Consider the following 15,717-nt stretch of genomic DNA (forward strand, 5'->3'; position numbering starts at 1 on the left):
ACGATTATGCAACTTCAGGATATGAGAAAACAGTGGTTCGTATCCTCTGTATATTTTATAGAATTATCTTCAAAAATGTACCCAATGAATAGCCGCCCACTTCTTGTTACTTGTGGCCTTCCGTATACGAACGGCCCATGCCATCTCGGCCATCTCCGGACGTATGTACCTGCAGATTTTTATGTTCGGTTCATGCGTCGGAAGGGAGAAGAGGTGGTTTTTATCTGCGGCTCAGATAATCACGGAACTCCCATTGTTGTCAGCGCCGAAAAAGAAGGTACAACCCCCAGGAAAATATCTGAACGGTATCACACCCACTTCTCTGATACCTTCAAAAAAATGCAGGTGAACTTTGACCATTTTGGGATGACTGATGATCCAACAACCCATGCACGGACGAAACATCTGGTAAGCCGGCTTATTGAGCGTGGATATGTTTACCCAAAAGTTATCCAGCAGGCATACTGTACGAAATGTCAGAAGTTCTTACCAGACCGGTACCTGGAAGGAATATGTCCACATTGTAAAAAACCAGCCAGAGGTGATGAGTGTGATCAGGGATGTGGGAAACACCTGGAACCGGGTGAAATTCTTGAACCCACCTGTAAAATATGCGGAAACCAGGCAGAATACCGGGAGCAGGAACATTTCTTTTTCCGGCTGAGTGGATTTCAGAACTGGCTTAGGGAGTACCTTGGTGAATTAAAAGGCACTGATAATGCCATCAATTATGCTCTTGGGTGGGTAAATGAGGATCTTCATGACTGGTGTATTACCCGGACACTTGAATGGGGAGTAAAATTCCCAGGTCATGATGAACTGGTCGTTTATGTATGGGTTGATGCTCCGATTGGGTATATCGCATTTACCGAAGAATGGGCAGAGAAGGTCGGGAAAGAGTGGAAGGACTGCTGGTGTGGAGAGAATACTCGGGTGACACACTTCATCGGACAGGATATCACGTACCATCATTGTGTCTTCTGGCCTGCTATGCTCCATGGTGCAGGATATGGAACACCATATGCTGTTGTTGCTTCAGGAATGCTCAAGATAGATGATCATAAATTTTCAAAATCACGAGGATACGTAGTCTGGACAAACGAAGATTATCTTGATCAAAACCTCCCGGCAGATTATCTCCGGTATTACCTTCTTTCATATACCAGCCATACCAAAGAGATGAACTTTTCATGGCAGCTTTTCCAGGAACGGATCAATAATGAAGTGGTAAATAACCTTGGTAATTTCATATACCGGTCCCTCCATCTTTCCCAGAAACAATTCGGAGGAGTCCCTGAAGGAGAAGTAGAACAGGAGATCCTTGAAAAAATATCTGAAACTATCGCCAATGTCACCAGCCTTGTCGAATCATATGACTTCAAAGGTGCTGTTGACGCAATACTCACACTCTCTGCATGGGGAAATACCTATATTCAGAGTAATGAGCCCTGGAAGCTTGCAAAAACTGATCAGATCGCAATGGCACAGGTCATGAGAAACTGTCTTCAGCTGGCAAAAGCACTTACCCTTCTCATGGAGCCAGTCATGCCTGAACGGGCATCCCTTATCTGGGCACAACTAGGACAGGATGCCCCAATCCAAAAAACCGGATTTGAAGCAGGACTTGAGAAACTCACATCTGGCCCACTTCCTGCACCATCAATTGTGTTTACAAAAATTGATGATAAAATGACCACAGAATTAGATAAAAGACTTCGTGAACGGATTGACGCTCTCGATGCCGGGAAAAAACCACAGACTCCACAGATTAGTATTGAAGAATTTGCAAAAGTTGAATTAAAGACCGCCACTATACTTTCAGCTGAATCAGTACCAAAGTCGTCCAAATTACTCAAACTACAGGTTTCACTTGGAGATGAAATCAGACAGATAGTAAGTGGGATTGCCCAGTTCCATAATCCGGATGACCTGGTTGGAAAAGATGTTGTAGTCTGTACAAATCTGAAACCTGCAAAAATATTTGGTATTGAAAGTAATGGAATGATTCTCGCCGCTGGAGACGAAGCATCACTCTTAAAACCAGAAACTCAGGTTCCAGCCGGAACAAAAATCCGGTAACCTCTACTTTTGTAACTGATGAAATGCGTCTTCAAAAAAGGCACGTACTTCAGAATCGGTCTCACTTTCAAGGGCTTTTTGCAAAGAAGGAAGAACTGTAACGTTACCTGACCGTACAAGCCCTCCTGCAGCGATTTTCCGAGTGTATGAATGATCATCGGAAAGCATTCTGATAAGAACCGGAACCACTCTGGGATCAAGCATTGCACCGAGTGCTTTTGTTGCCATATACCTGACATGGTCTTTTGGATCTGCGGTTGTCCGAATAACTGAATCTATTGATTCTGTATCCCGGATTCCGGACAGGGCTTCCAGAGCTCGATACCGAATCACCCAGTCCTCATCTTCTAGTAAAGGTAACAAATAGGGTACTGCTTCATTGCCTAAGGCTATTAGGCCGCTCACCGCATCAGCACGTATTTGTTTATCCGGACTATGAAGGAGAGAAAGTAAGGACTCAATGTTTTGAACCGACATGAAAAAAAGGAAAAAAATTTTAGGTTGTTGAAGAGTATTCGTGGGTTTGTGCAAGGTCAAAGAGTCCACGAGCAACCGTACGCTGCCTGTCTGATATCTTTGTGGTCAGATTAGAGTCAAGGAAGGTTCCATCATAGGTCTCGAAATCCGTTTCCATGAAGACTTCTGCTGCACCAACACCAAGGGTGTTATTTGCATTCGTTCCAAGACCCTGTGCATCAAATCCATACCGGAGATTTACCGGTACCGTTGAACTCTCTGATATTGCCCTTCCTCCAACAGTAGTGACTGCTGCAACCTCCTGAACATTCATTGCACTTCCTGCTGCTACAGTTCCCCTAAATCCTGCAGCATTGCTACCCGTCCCACCGGCAAAGACACAACGACCGACATCATCAAGAGTTGTTGCAGCTCCGGCGGAGGTAATTGTGGCCTCTTCGTCCCAAAGCATAGTTCCACTCTGACTCTGATCAGCCTCGTAATTCACGGTATGTCTGGCATACAAATTATCTCTGCCCTCAGATACATTTGATCCATCCATATTGTACTCTTTTGTGTACTTCGTGGTCCCAGTGGCTGCCAGGGTATTTTCACGATATGTAAAAATTGCCCTGGTTTCGTCGGGTGTCAGTGTATTATTCGCCAGATCCCCTCCAGGAAGGTTTGTCTGCTGCCACTCCATGTCATGATTGACCAGAAGCGTACCAATACATGTTGCATCAATAGAGGTAGTTATTCCAGTCTGATCATACAAAGCAGAAGTAGGTCTGACAGCAGATGCCCATCCGGTCAAGAGAACCAGGATGATTAGTAGCACAACGCTTACTCGCCTTAATTCATAGGCATTCATATTGATCAACCCCATCAAACGTGACTAAATATGTAGTCAAGTTGGTCACGAAAAATTCGTCGGGGATCTATATATACCTTGTTAAATTTTTTTTAGAAAAGGTAGTCTAAATAGAGATAATATTGAAAAATAAATATAAAGAAAATGATTTAATTGAGTGATGAAAATTGGGGGGAAGATTTAGGCAAGGTAATCCGCGGGCTTAGGCAGCTCTTCCTTGAGACCCTTGCGCTTTCTAATCTGCAGGACGATATCTTTGGCTGATCCTGCTGGAACAATCTCAAATCCTGCAAATTCACTGTTCCACATTGCCCGGCCTTCTGTTGCAGACCGTACATCCCCGGCAAATCCAAAGAGCTCAGCAACTGGTGCCTTTCCAATAACCGTGATGGTGTCTCCTTCACTGGTCATATCAAAGACCTGCCCGCGTCGGCTCTGGATCTGTGAAGTTGCACTGCCCATGTGATCCTGAGGAACGGTAATGTGCAGTTTCTGCATAGGTTCAAGAAGTGAGTCCCCAGCGAGGAGCATACCACCCTTGATTGCACTCCGGACTGCTGGAATAACCTGAGCCGGACCACGGTGGATTGCATCTTCGTGAAGCTTGACATCAACCAGCTTGATAAGCATGTTCTGAACCGGCTCGTCTGCAAGCGGGCCGCCATCAAGGGCTTCATGAATACCATCGATGATAAGTTCCATCGTTTCATTCAGGTACTGAATACCCTTGGTCATATCAAGAAGGATGTTGGTTGCATAGATATCCTTGACACTTTTGGCTTCATCTTTTTCAAAGCCAGCTTTCACCATCGCGTCACGGCGTTCAAGAGACTCCTGGTTCATGGAGATCTCATGGCCCTTGATCATATCAACAACATGCTCGGGAAGCGGGTGAAGCGTAAAGTAGAACCGGTTGTGACGGTTTGGAGACTTACCTTCGACTGCATCAGTGAGTTCCTGGGTGATGGTCTCACGGTACACCACGATCGGTTCAGAGGTGATAATCTCAACACCCTTGTCACGCTTGATACGTCCGGTGATGATCTCGAGATGCAATTCTCCCATTCCGGAGATCAGGTGCTCACCGGTCTCTTCATTAATGTTGACACGGAGGGTTGGATCTTCCTTTGCGACCTGTCGCAGAACATCGACCAGTTTTGGCAGATCTTTCATGTTCTTTGCTTCGACTGCAACGGTAACGACAGGCTCAGAGTAGTGCTCAAGGGACTCGAACGGAGTCATGTCCATAAGGCTTGAGACGGTAGAACCGACGACAGCATCCTTCAGACCAGTAACAGCTGCAATGTTTCCTGCGTAGAGTTCTGGAACCTCCACACGGGTAGGTCCCATAAAGATACCAACCTGCTGGAGACGGTTGACCTTCTTTGCAGTTCCCATGATATACATTTCATTGCCACGGCTGAGTTTTCCAGAGAAGAGACGACCGGTTGCAACCTCTCCGGCATGAGGATCAAAGGAGATATCAGTGACCATCAGACAACTGGGTGCACTCGGATCACAGGTCATCATACCTTTTCCTTCAGGGCTGTTGATGTCACCATGCCAGATAACACCCACACGGCGTGGCTGTGCTTCCTTCGGATTTGGAAGGAATGATACAACCATATCAAGGACGACTTCACAGAGCGGGCTCTTCTTTCCGAGCTCTTTCATCTCACCTTTCTTACAGTGCTCATATACTTCCTTAAAGGAGATCCCGGACTTTTTCATATATGGAACAGAAATAGCCCAGTTGTACAGTGCTGATCCAAATGCGACCGTTCCTCCGGCGGCATCAAGTTTCCAGCCATTATTGTACATCTCCTCATTCATACCTTTGATCAGCTTGTTGACTTTGTCAATGACTTTTCCAAGCCGGATCTGCATCTCCATCTCGTCAACCTGCAATTCATTGATCAGCCGGTCGACTTTGTTGATGAATAAAACAGGTTTAACACGTTCCTTCAATGCCTGACGCAGAACAGTCTCAGTCTGAGGCATGGTCCCTTCAACTGCATCGACGAGAACGACTGCTCCGTCTACGGCACGCATTGCACGAGTAACGTCTCCACCAAAATCAACGTGACCAGGGGTATCAATCATGTTGATGAGGTATTCTTTTCCATTATACTCGTGGACCATTGAGACGTTGGATGCATCAATAGTAATTCCACGTGCCTGTTCTTCTTCATCAGAATCCATCCAGCAGGCCTTACCCGCTAAATCTTCACTGATGATACCAGCACCGGACAGGAGGTTGTCAGAAAGGGTAGTTTTTCCATGATCGATATGGGCAACGATACCGATGTTTCTGATACTCTCCGGCTGGTTCATGAGCTGCATAACGCGCTCTACCGTCTTCTTCCCTCGGCTCATAATTCACCTGCAATTTTTTTAAAAAAACAGAAATGGGACCGTTATTTACCGTGCAGACTTTGCAACACGTTCCCGTTCTTCACGCTTTGCGACAGAGTAGCACTTTGGATCCCCGTTTGCAGCTGCAATGAGTTCTTCTGCAAGGGCATTTGCAACGGGTTTCTTCTTTTTGTGAGATGCTGAATAGACACCTGCTGCGATTAAACCGACAGCGGTATTGACCCGGCGCATAGGTGCGGTATCAACTGACTTTGGCACATTGATACCACCATATTTGAGACGGACAGTCTCTTCACGAGGCCCGGAATTTGCAACTGCATCACAGAGAACTTCAATTGGATTCTTTTTGGTCTTCTGGTTGATTATTTCAAACGCATCTCTGACGATGCGAATTGCAAGCTGCTTCTTTCCAGTGTTTACTTCAGTACGCATCAGCTGATTAATCAGCCGCTCGACGATGAGCATATTTGCTTTATGAAACTCCTGACGGGTCAATCGTCCACAGGAATGTGGCACAATCATCGAGTTCAGGTTGACGTACCGTGCGATACCTGGGTCACGAATAGTGACCTCGCCTGTGTCCCAGCGGTTAAAGAGGAGACGTGCCGGGGCAGATACTTCTTCACTCATCACGATCACCTGCGTGGCTTCTCCTTCCGTCCTATCACCAGTTCATGGAGACAGACATTATTCACCTTGGTCACAACAAACCGCACTCCCGGAATATCACCCATGGAACGACCAAGACGACCGCCGATACCTTCAATTTCGACTTCATCGTGTTCATCGATGAAGTTAATGGCACCGTCGCCGACTGCAAATGCAGACACCTGACGTCCGTTTTTGATCAGCTGAACACGAACACATTTCCGGATCGCGGAGTTTGGCTGTTTTGCTTCCACACCGATCTTTTCAAGGACGATACCTCTTCCCTGGGGCGCGCCCTCAAGAGGATCGGACTTCAGTTTCAGACCACCTGCTGTTCTCGCAAAATGCGGGTCACTCCAGCGAAATCTCGCAGAGTCACGCTTTAATTTACGTGCTGCAAATTTACCCTGTCCCATTACATCACTCTGATAATCTTCGATAATTTCGCCAATAAGAGGCGAATTAGAATCCAAATGCGCGACGATTCCGATATAAAATGTCGGCTTTGAAACCTGTCTGTATACGTTGACACTTATGCAATATAATAGTTGTATTCACGCCCAACCTGATCTCATGCAGATCAGACTCTACAAAGAGGTCTCATTTGACGCAAGTCACCGGCTGTTACATTACCGGGGGAAGTGTCACAATCTTCACGGCCACCGTTGGAAAGTGGAAGTGTGGATATCAGGTTACACCGATGAAGGGACAAATATTCTGGTTGACTATAATGAGATCCGCGAGGTTGTGGACTATTATGACCACGAGATCATCCTCAATGAAGCAGATCCGATGGTCCCGCGTATCCAGGAGTTTCATGAGGTCATCACAACCCCCGGTGATCCGACGAGCGAGCTTCTGGCACGCCTGATCAGGGATGCAATAGAACTCCGATACAAAGACAGCGGGAGAGATATCATTGTCGATACGATAAGAGTATGGGAATCACCCACCGGCTGCGCAGAGCTCAGGCATGAAGATCGCTGAAATATTTACCTCACTCCAGGGAGAGGGGCTGGTCTCCGGCTACCCGACCATCTTTATCAGGCTGGCCGGGTGCAACCTCTCATGCTCCTATTGTGATACCCCGACAAGCAGGCAGGGCGGAACTGATATGGATGTGAGCGAAGTTGTTACAAGAGTACTTTTAGAGAACCCACACTATGTCTGTATTACAGGTGGAGAACCACTCCTCCAGAAAAATGAGGTTACAGTACTATCCTGCCAACTTATGAACGCCGGAAAAAAGGTGAGCATCGAAACGAACGGGACTGTTCCTTTTGATGATCTTCCGGATGGCGTTTCTGTCTGTATGGACGTGAAATGTCCTTCTTCAGGCGAATCAAGTGATGTAACCCTGCTACCCTGTTTAAAATCCACCGACTCAGTTAAGTTTGTGGTCGGAACTGACGAAGACCTGAAGTATGCTGAAAAAATCATTCATAATCATCCAATACACTCAGAGATTTTTATCTCGCCAATCTATGGGACTGATTATCAACAAATTGCTACATATATTCTCGAGAAAAACCTTCCAGCACGAATGCAGCTTCAATTACACAAATTCATAGGACTACCCTGATATGAAAGCAGTTTGTCTCCTTTCAGGCGGAATGGACTCTTCCACTCTCGCATTTCTTGCAAAGCATGATGGCTATGATATCCTGGCTCTCCATTTTACCTATGGGCAACGGACTGAAGAAAAAGAGAGAGAGTGTGCAAAGCGGATAGCAAGGCATCTCAATGCCCTTGAATTCCTGGATGTCGATCTCGCATACTTAAAAAAAGTTGGTGCTTCCAGTCTGACTGACCAGCGAATGCAGGTTAAACCACATAATGAAGCAGGAGAGGGTATACCGGAAACCTATGTTCCCTTCAGAAATGCGAATCTCCTTTCAGTTGCAACAAGTTTTGCAGAAGCGCGTGCGGCTGATGCAATATATATAGGCGTTCAGGCATCTGACTATTCAGGGTATCCAGACTGTAGACCAGAGTTCATCGACGCATTCCAGAAGGTAATCACCTTGGGGACACGGCCAGATTCAGGGATCGAACTCAAAACTCCTTTTGTAAGGCTGAATAAAGCAGAGATTCTGAAAATCGGTATGGAATTAAACGCCCCTTATGAAGATACCTGGTCGTGTTATTCTGAAAATGAGATTGCATGTGGAATATGTGGATCCTGTCATTTCAGACGTGAAGCATTCAGACAAATAGGAATTGAAGATCCTATTCAATACCGGTGAATCATGGAACTCTACCGGGGACGCAGACTATGGGTTGAAAAAAAACTTTTCCAACTCCCAGACGGACAAGAAAAAGAAGCAGTAGTTGTCCATCCAGGGGATGCAGTTGTAATCCTCCCCCACGAAGGAGATGAATTTCTATTTATCAAACAATGGCGATCCCCCATTGGTTCATATATTTTTGAAGCACCTGCCGGAACCATGGAAGAAGGAGAGGATCCAATGCAGACAGCAGAACGGGAACTTATCGAAGAGACCGGTATGGCTGCAGGATCCATGACTGCTCTCGGATACATCTATACTACACCAGGTTTTACAGATGAACGCCTCTGGCTTTTTGAAGCAACAGATCTTGTCCCGTCCCGGGAGTATTCACCAGATGAGGACGAAGTTATTGAACCGGTGCGGTTTACTTCACCACAAATCAGGGATATGATTCGATCGGGACAGATCGTGGATGCAAAGACTATCTGTATCTTTTACCGGTGGATGTGTGGGTGTTCTGATGAATAATACCAATATTCTCCTGGTCCTGATTCTCACCATATCTCTCCTGGGTACAGGCTGTACCAATATCGGAGATGATGAGGAGAAACCAGTTGCATCATGGAATCTCACAGAAGATGGCAGCATCGAATTTTCTATTCCAAAGACTGCGGTAGATGAACGAATTCAGGAAGACGGGAGCAACCTGACCACAACTGACCTGATATTCAAAGGATTTGCCGGGGATGTGCATGCGATACTAGTAAGCCCGAAAAATCCAGTGGCTTTTCTCATCTGGGCTCCAGGAGCCAACAATCCTGCTACTGGATACGTAGAATACATGAAATATTACCCAGTTCATGGGATTGGTGTCATTATCATGGATGTCAGGGGAAATGGAGGGACAACCCCCGGTTATCCAATGAATATTGAAAAGGATGCTGAACTCTTTACACAAGGAGCCTGGCCGCAGTTTTACCTGATTAGTGCTGATATGATTACCACCAGGGAGTATCTTCATGAAAAGTATCCAGATATTCCGGTCTATGCGGTTGGTGAATCGAATGGGGGGCGGTATGCCGCACTTGCTGCAGGTTCTGATCCGGATTTTGCAGGATATATCGGAATCTCCACATCCGGCTTTCACCGCATCGGAGAGGATTATACATCCCCAATCAGGGAGTTTCTCTTGAGTGTCGATCCAGATGTCCAGGTTGTAAGGATTACGCCCAGACCGGTTATTCTGTTTCACGCTCCTGATGATTCGGTGATCGCTATTACAGAAGGGGAATCTCTTGCAACATCTGCAGGAAAGGGGACAATGTTTATCCCATTCAACGGAACTCATGGTGTAAACAGGGAAGTTGATGACAGGATCATCACCCTGGTACCACACCTATGAAGATGACGCGGGACAACGGTGAACCTTAAGTCAGCCTCAGATCAATATATACCAGCTTATACTGTAGGATAGTCTCATGAGCGAAGCGGTTGAACTGGACGAAGCTAGACGGAAATATGAATTTAAAAAGATGCTGGAGCGTCTGGAGGCAAAAGAAGGTAGTGGAACAGAACTTATATCCCTGTACATTCCCCCGGACAAACAGATCTATGATGTAACCGCCCAGCTCAGGGATGAGTTTGGTCAGTGTTCAAACATCAAGTCCAAGCAGACTAGAACAAATGTCCAGAGTGCTATCTCCAGTATTCTTTCCAGGCTAAAATATTATTCAAAGCCACCGGAGAATGGCATAGCAGTCTTTTGTGGAACAGTAAATAAACACGGAGATCGGCAGGATCTTGAATGTGATATTGTAAATCCGCCTGAGCCCCTGAATCTCTACTTATATAGGTGTAGTTCCCGGTTTGAGCTGGAACCTCTCCGTGAGATGCTTGAGGAGAAATATGTTTATGGACTTCTTGTCATAGACCGCCGCGAAGCATATTGGGGATTTTTACGTGGAAACAGGATAGATCCTATCGGTGGCACGACCTCAACCGTTCCAGGAAAACAGCGGAAAGGTGGTCAGTCAAGTATCCGTTTTGAGCGGCTCCGTCTTATTGCAATTAATGAGTTCTATAAAAAAGTAGGAGAACGTTCCAGCGAGATCTTCATCAATGAGAAGGACTTTTTTAATCGGTTTAAAGGACTCCTCATCGGTGGGCCGTCTCCAACAAAAGAAGAGTTTGAAGAGGGAAATTTCCTTCATCATGAAGTACAGAAACGAATCATCGGACTCTTTGATGTAGCATATACCAATGAGAGCGGTCTTCCTGAACTTGTTGAGGCTGCAGAAGATGCACTCAAAGGACAGGAAGTCATTGAAGAAAAACACCTCATGGATCGGTTCTTTAAGGAACTTGTCAAAGATAATGGTCTTGCTGCATATGGAGAACAGTCTATCAGGGCGAACCTTGAAATTGGAGCTGTTGATACCCTGCTGCTCTCAGACAAACTTCGAAAAAGCCGATTGTCTATAAGGTGCGATGCATGTGGCTATACTGAAGAAAAAACTGTTCAGATAAAGCCTGGAGAAAATCCAGATGACATCGAACTTGGAAGTTGTCCAAAATGCACGTCTCCGCTTGTGCTTGCTGACTCATCTGATATTGTAGATGAACTGACGTATCTTGCAGATCAATCAAACAGTAAAGTTGCAATCATCTCTGATGATTTTGAGGAAGGATCACAGTTATTTACGGCATTTGGTGGTATTGCCGCAATTTTAAGATACAGGACCGGATACTGATGTACCATAATACATGTGATGTTATCACGACAATTCTCCGGGAACATACTGGGAAAGAAGATGTTCTGCTTACCGATGGAGGTGACCATGCTGATGTCGCTTCAACCATTGCTTTTAGTCTCGCAAAGGAACTAAAAAAAGCACCCGCTCTCATTGCCAAAGATATTGCAGAAGCCATTAAGGACAAGGTCTTACAGGAGACCGGTGCACAAACCCTTGCAGTCGGTCCCTATGTTAATTTTATTTTTGGCGCACAATACTGTTCAAACGTCCTGAAACAGGCTGTTTGCGACGGATATGGGAAAGGTCAGTCTCAATCCCAACGCGTTGTTCTTGAACACACATCTGCCAATCCGAACGGGCCTCTCCATGTCGGTCATATTAGAAATACCATCATTGGCGATACCCTGACGAGATCATTTCGGAAAGCCGGCTATCCACTTGAAGTCCAGTATTATGTCAATGACATGGGCAGACAGATAGCCATCGTTGCCTGGGGTATTGCTACACAGGGGGCGGATATCCATGCTGAAGGAAAAGGGGACCACCTCATCGCTGAGGTGTATATCGAAGCAAACCGCCATCTTGAGAAAGATCCTGCTCTGAATGCAGAAATTGATCGACTCATGCAGATGGTGGAATCCGGAGATCCTGACACAATCAGCCAATTCAAAATCCCGGTAAAGCGGTGTCTTGATGGATTTAAAGACACACTTGCAGCCATGCATGTGAAACATGACCGGTTTGTATATGAGAGTGATTTTATCCGGAATGGCGATACTGCCAAAATCCTCTCCAGGATATCACATCTGCCCGAAGCACGTATTGAGGAGACACTTTCCCTGGATCTCTCTGCTTATGGATTTGAGAAGAATTATATACTGAGGAGATCGGATGGAACCAGTGTCTATGCTGCGCGTGATATAGCGTTTCATATCTGGAAAGGACACAACTTTGACCGGATAATCGATGTACTTGGTGCAGATCACAAACTTATCGGAACTCAACTCCAGGCCACATTAGATATCCTTGGCGAACGTGTTCCAGAAATTGTCTTCTTTGAATTTGTTTCTCTCCCTGAAGGCTCGATGAGTACAAGAAAAGGGAAATTTATCTCGGCCGATGAACTTATTGCAGAGACAGAACGCAGGGCTCTTGAAGAGGTAACTGTAAGAAGGCCGGAACTCTCTGAAGAAGAGAGAAAGAAGATCGCCCACTCTGTGGCTATTTCTGCAATCAGGTATGATATTATCAGAACTATTCCGGAAAAGAGCACGGTTTTTGACTGGAAAGAAGCCCTTGACTTTGAAAAACAAAGCGGTCCGTATATCCAGTATGCCCATGCACGTGCCTGCAGTATTCTGGATAAAGCGAATTCGTACACACCATGTTTTGAAGCAGAAGGTGAGGGAGAGATCGCTCTTACCAAGCAGATAGCCCTGTTCCCAAAAGTAATTCAGGAAGTTGTTACTGAATTAAAACCACATCTTCTCGCAATTTATGCCAGGGAACTTGCAGATATCTTTAACTCCTTCTACCATGCAGAACCCGTCCTCAAAGCTGAAGGTAAGATCCGGGATCGCCGGTTGACGCTGGTCGATGCGACTCGTAATACGCTCAAAGAAGCATTGGAAACGCTGGGTATAGATGCACTCCGGGCAATGTGAACCACCGGAGAAAGCACTCCGGGGGATGGGATACCAGTTTTTCCATCCTGATTCCTCAGCAGCACTCAAACCCTGCCTCTGGTGTAAACGATCACTTACCGGTGGCGATCAGTGTTATAAAAACCAGTTTTATGGAATAACCAGTCACCGGTGTGTTCAGATGACACCAACACTCCGGTGTAACCATAAATGTCTCTTTTGCTGGCGCTCTTTTGAGCATGAATATACTGGTGAAAAAGATCTGGATCCAAAAGAGATTGTTGCCCGCATCCCATTTCTCCAAAAGAAAGCTCTTGGTGGATACAAAGTTTCACCCAGAGTAACGAAAGAAAAGTGGGAGGAGGCACTACAACCAGACCAGTATGCAATCTCCCTCTCCGGAGAGCCAACTCTGTATCCACACCTGCCAGAACTCATTGATCTGCTTAATCAGACAGGAGGCACAACATTTCTAGTATCAAACGGCACTATGCCAAATGTGCTGAAGCAATGTCACCCGTACCAGAAGTACATCTCATTAACCGGACCTGATCGTGAGACATATCTTCGGATAGCACGACCTGATGAAGATTACTGGGATAGGATCCTCGAGAGCCTCTCGGATCTTGGACATGAGACCGATACAGGACACCGGACTGCGATACGGGTCACTCTGGTAAGAGGGATCAATGATCAGAATCCTGAAGGGTATGCCAGAATTATTCAGGAGAGCGGAGCACAGTTTGTTGAAGTGAAGGCATACATGCATGTCGGATACAGCCAACGTCGTCTTACCATCAAGCATATGCCCCTTCATGATGAAGTTGAGCGGTTTACACAGAGAATGCTTCCCCATCTTTCTTATAAGATCCGGGGTGAAAACAGTCTTTCACGGGTTATTTGTCTGGAGCGAGATTCATGATATTTGACATAGAAGAGTTTAAAAAGCGGGGAAAAGAGGATTTTGAATCAGCATGGCATACAGGCCCGTCTGTTCTTACTCCACCGACTACTGATTTGATGTATCCAAGGCTTACATACCCCGGGGCTCAGGTTCATCCAGTTTTTGAAACAATTCACCGGCTCAGGCAGGCATACCTGGCAATCGGTTTTGATGAAGCTGAAAATCCGATAATCGTTGATGAGAAGGAAGTCTACCGGCAGTTTGGTCCTGAAGCAATGGCAGTCCTTGACCGGGTTTTTTATCTTGGAGGACTTCCCCGACCAAATGTCGGTATCGGGAAAGAACAGATCCAAAAGATCAATGGTATTCTTGGTCGTTATCTTTCAGAGGAAGAAGAAGAATCACTCCGAAAGACGCTTCATGCATATAAGAAGTCAGAGATCGATGGGGATGAGTTAACTCATGAACTTTCTGCAGTGCTTCATACAGACGATGCTCGGATTGTTGAGATATTGGATCAGGTTTTCCCGGAGTTTCGTGAATTAAAACCTGAATCATCCAGACAGACACTCCGATCCCATATGACGAGCGGGTGGTTTCAAACCCTTGGCTCCATCTGGGAAAAAGTCCCTCATCCAATAAGACTGTTTTCTATTGACCGGTGTTTCAGACGTGAACAGGCAGAAGATTCACATCGTCTTATGAGTTATCACTCTGCGTCCTGTGTGGTTGCAGGGGAACATGTAACAATTGAGGATGGAAAAGCGGTTGCACGAGCACTTCTTTCTGCATTCGGATACACTGATTTTGAGTTCAGGCCGGATGACAAACGATCAAAATACTACATGCCTGATACCCAGACTGAGGTGTATGCTGCTCATCCTGATCATGGATGGGTTGAGGTAGCCACTTTTGGTATCTATTCCCCGGTTGCATTGGCAGAATATGGGATTGGAGTACCGGTTATGAACCTTGGCCTTGGTGTTGAACGAATGGCCATGATCATGAATAAAGCAAAAGATGTTCGTGAACTCTGCTTCCCCCAGTTCTTCCCTATCCGGTATACAGACACCGAACTTGCAGCAGGCGTCTCATTACTTACTGAGCCTGCAACAACACCCGGAAAGAATCTTGTGAGATCCTTAATTGACACCGCTGTTGCAAATAGTAGTGCAATTGGTCCCTGCTCATTTGTAGCATTTGAGGGAGAAATCGCCGGAAAACAAGTACGGGTGTATGTGGAGGAACCGGAAGAAAACGCAAAGCTGCTCGGACCAGCCTGTATGAACGAGATATTTGTTTACAACGGCGCTATTCTTGGGGTTCCTGATACAGAAAAATTTGCAGAAGTCAGGAAAAACGGCATATCCACCGGAATAACTTATCTTTTTGCAGTTACCTCACAGGCTGCGGCGGAGATTGAGCAGGCAGCACATTTTGGAATTCCGACATCAGTTCAGATTAAAATGGCACGACTCCCAGGAGATATTAATCTGAAAATTGAACCCTGGGCCATGCGATATATAACTGATAATAACCTGAAAACCGATGTTCGGGGACCGGTATTTCTGACAATCAGATCTGAGATTGTATCAACATCAGAGGAAGAAAAACCCGACAAAATATAGTTAAATTAAAAATTCAGGAATAAATATACCAAAATATCAATATTTTTTCAAGTCTTTCTTTTGTTCATATCAGACCTGTAATGCAGAGTTCTTCCACAATCCTTATCTTCACTGTGCACAATATTCAA

General features: G+C 45.7%; 15 protein-coding genes. 10 read left to right on the forward strand and 5 right to left on the reverse strand.

Translation table 11 applies throughout. The features are described 5' to 3' along the window. Window positions 1-84: 84 nt before the first annotated feature. Complete coding sequence (metG, locus tag KSK55_RS07690; protein WP_256664281.1) at window positions 85-2,079, forward strand: methionine--tRNA ligase; 1,995 nt, start codon at window positions 85-87, stop codon at window positions 2,077-2,079. Between the two features lie 3 nt (window positions 2,080-2,082). Here metG and KSK55_RS07695 read toward each other — a convergent pair whose 3' ends face one another. From KSK55_RS07695 to KSK55_RS07715, 5 genes are all read right to left on the reverse strand, one after another. Then, window positions 2,083-2,556 (reverse strand): HEAT repeat domain-containing protein, encoded by a 474-nt coding sequence (locus tag KSK55_RS07695; RefSeq protein ID WP_218608792.1) that lies wholly within the window; start codon window positions 2,554-2,556, stop codon window positions 2,083-2,085. A 19-nt stretch (window positions 2,557-2,575) separates the two neighbouring features. After that, window positions 2,576-3,406: a hypothetical protein gene (locus KSK55_RS07700; RefSeq protein WP_214420263.1), complete on the reverse strand. Its 831-nt coding sequence runs from the start codon at window positions 3,404-3,406 to the stop codon at window positions 2,576-2,578. A 180-nt stretch (window positions 3,407-3,586) separates the two neighbouring features. After that, the gene (locus KSK55_RS07705) at window positions 3,587-5,782 is read right to left on the reverse strand and encodes an elongation factor EF-2 (protein WP_218608793.1); all 2,196 of its coding nucleotides are present in this window, start codon (window positions 5,780-5,782) and stop codon (window positions 3,587-3,589) included. Between the two features lie 45 nt (window positions 5,783-5,827). Further along, window positions 5,828-6,412 (reverse strand): 30S ribosomal protein S7, encoded by a 585-nt coding sequence (locus KSK55_RS07710; protein WP_214420261.1) that lies wholly within the window; start codon window positions 6,410-6,412, stop codon window positions 5,828-5,830. A gap of 5 nt (window positions 6,413-6,417) precedes the next feature. Beyond that, a complete protein-coding gene (locus KSK55_RS07715) occupies window positions 6,418-6,846 on the reverse strand; it encodes a 30S ribosomal protein S12 (protein WP_011449776.1) in 429 nt (142 codons plus the stop codon). A 157-nt stretch (window positions 6,847-7,003) separates the two neighbouring features. On the opposite strand from KSK55_RS07715, the gene KSK55_RS07720 reads away from it, so the two are divergent. From KSK55_RS07720 to sepS, 9 genes are all read left to right on the forward strand, one after another. Continuing rightward, window positions 7,004-7,417 carry a 6-carboxytetrahydropterin synthase gene (locus KSK55_RS07720; protein WP_218608794.1) on the forward strand — a complete coding sequence of 138 codons (414 nt, stop codon included), beginning with the start codon at window positions 7,004-7,006 and terminating at the stop codon, window positions 7,415-7,417. Then, window positions 7,404-8,012 (forward strand): 7-carboxy-7-deazaguanine synthase QueE, encoded by a 609-nt coding sequence (locus KSK55_RS07725; protein ID WP_218608795.1) that lies wholly within the window; start codon window positions 7,404-7,406, stop codon window positions 8,010-8,012. The genes KSK55_RS07720 and KSK55_RS07725 overlap by 14 nt, the downstream gene beginning before the upstream one ends. Window position 8,013: 1 nt before the next feature. Further along, the gene (queC, locus tag KSK55_RS07730) at window positions 8,014-8,676 is read left to right on the forward strand and encodes a 7-cyano-7-deazaguanine synthase QueC (protein WP_218608796.1); all 663 of its coding nucleotides are present in this window, start codon (window positions 8,014-8,016) and stop codon (window positions 8,674-8,676) included. Between the two features lie 3 nt (window positions 8,677-8,679). Further along, the gene (locus KSK55_RS07735; RefSeq protein WP_218608797.1) at window positions 8,680-9,189 is read left to right on the forward strand and encodes an NUDIX hydrolase; all 510 of its coding nucleotides are present in this window, start codon (window positions 8,680-8,682) and stop codon (window positions 9,187-9,189) included. Then, window positions 9,182-10,063 carry an alpha/beta hydrolase family protein gene (locus KSK55_RS07740; protein WP_218608798.1) on the forward strand — a complete coding sequence of 294 codons (882 nt, stop codon included), beginning with the start codon at window positions 9,182-9,184 and terminating at the stop codon, window positions 10,061-10,063. Before KSK55_RS07735 ends, KSK55_RS07740 begins: the two co-directional genes overlap by 8 nt. Window positions 10,064-10,139: 76 nt before the next feature. After that, window positions 10,140-11,411 carry a peptide chain release factor aRF-1 gene (gene prf1 / locus KSK55_RS07745; RefSeq protein WP_214420256.1) on the forward strand — a complete coding sequence of 424 codons (1,272 nt, stop codon included), beginning with the start codon at window positions 10,140-10,142 and terminating at the stop codon, window positions 11,409-11,411. Continuing rightward, window positions 11,411-13,078: an arginine--tRNA ligase gene (gene argS, locus KSK55_RS07750; RefSeq protein ID WP_218608799.1), complete on the forward strand. Its 1,668-nt coding sequence runs from the start codon at window positions 11,411-11,413 to the stop codon at window positions 13,076-13,078. Before prf1 ends, argS begins: the two co-directional genes overlap by 1 nt. Next, window positions 13,059-13,979, forward strand: a complete 921-nt coding sequence (gene twy1 / locus KSK55_RS07755) for a 4-demethylwyosine synthase TYW1 (protein WP_218608800.1) — start codon at window positions 13,059-13,061, stop codon at window positions 13,977-13,979. Before argS ends, twy1 begins: the two co-directional genes overlap by 20 nt. Next, on the forward strand, window positions 13,976-15,589 hold the full coding sequence (sepS, locus tag KSK55_RS07760) for an O-phosphoserine--tRNA ligase (protein WP_218608801.1): 1,614 nt from the start codon (window positions 13,976-13,978) through the stop codon (window positions 15,587-15,589). Before twy1 ends, sepS begins: the two co-directional genes overlap by 4 nt. The last annotated feature ends 128 nt before the right edge of the window (window positions 15,590-15,717 follow it).

The sequence above is a fragment of the Methanospirillum hungatei genome (assembly GCF_019263745.1).
Classification (GTDB): Archaea; Halobacteriota; Methanomicrobia; order Methanomicrobiales; family Methanospirillaceae; genus Methanospirillum; species Methanospirillum purgamenti.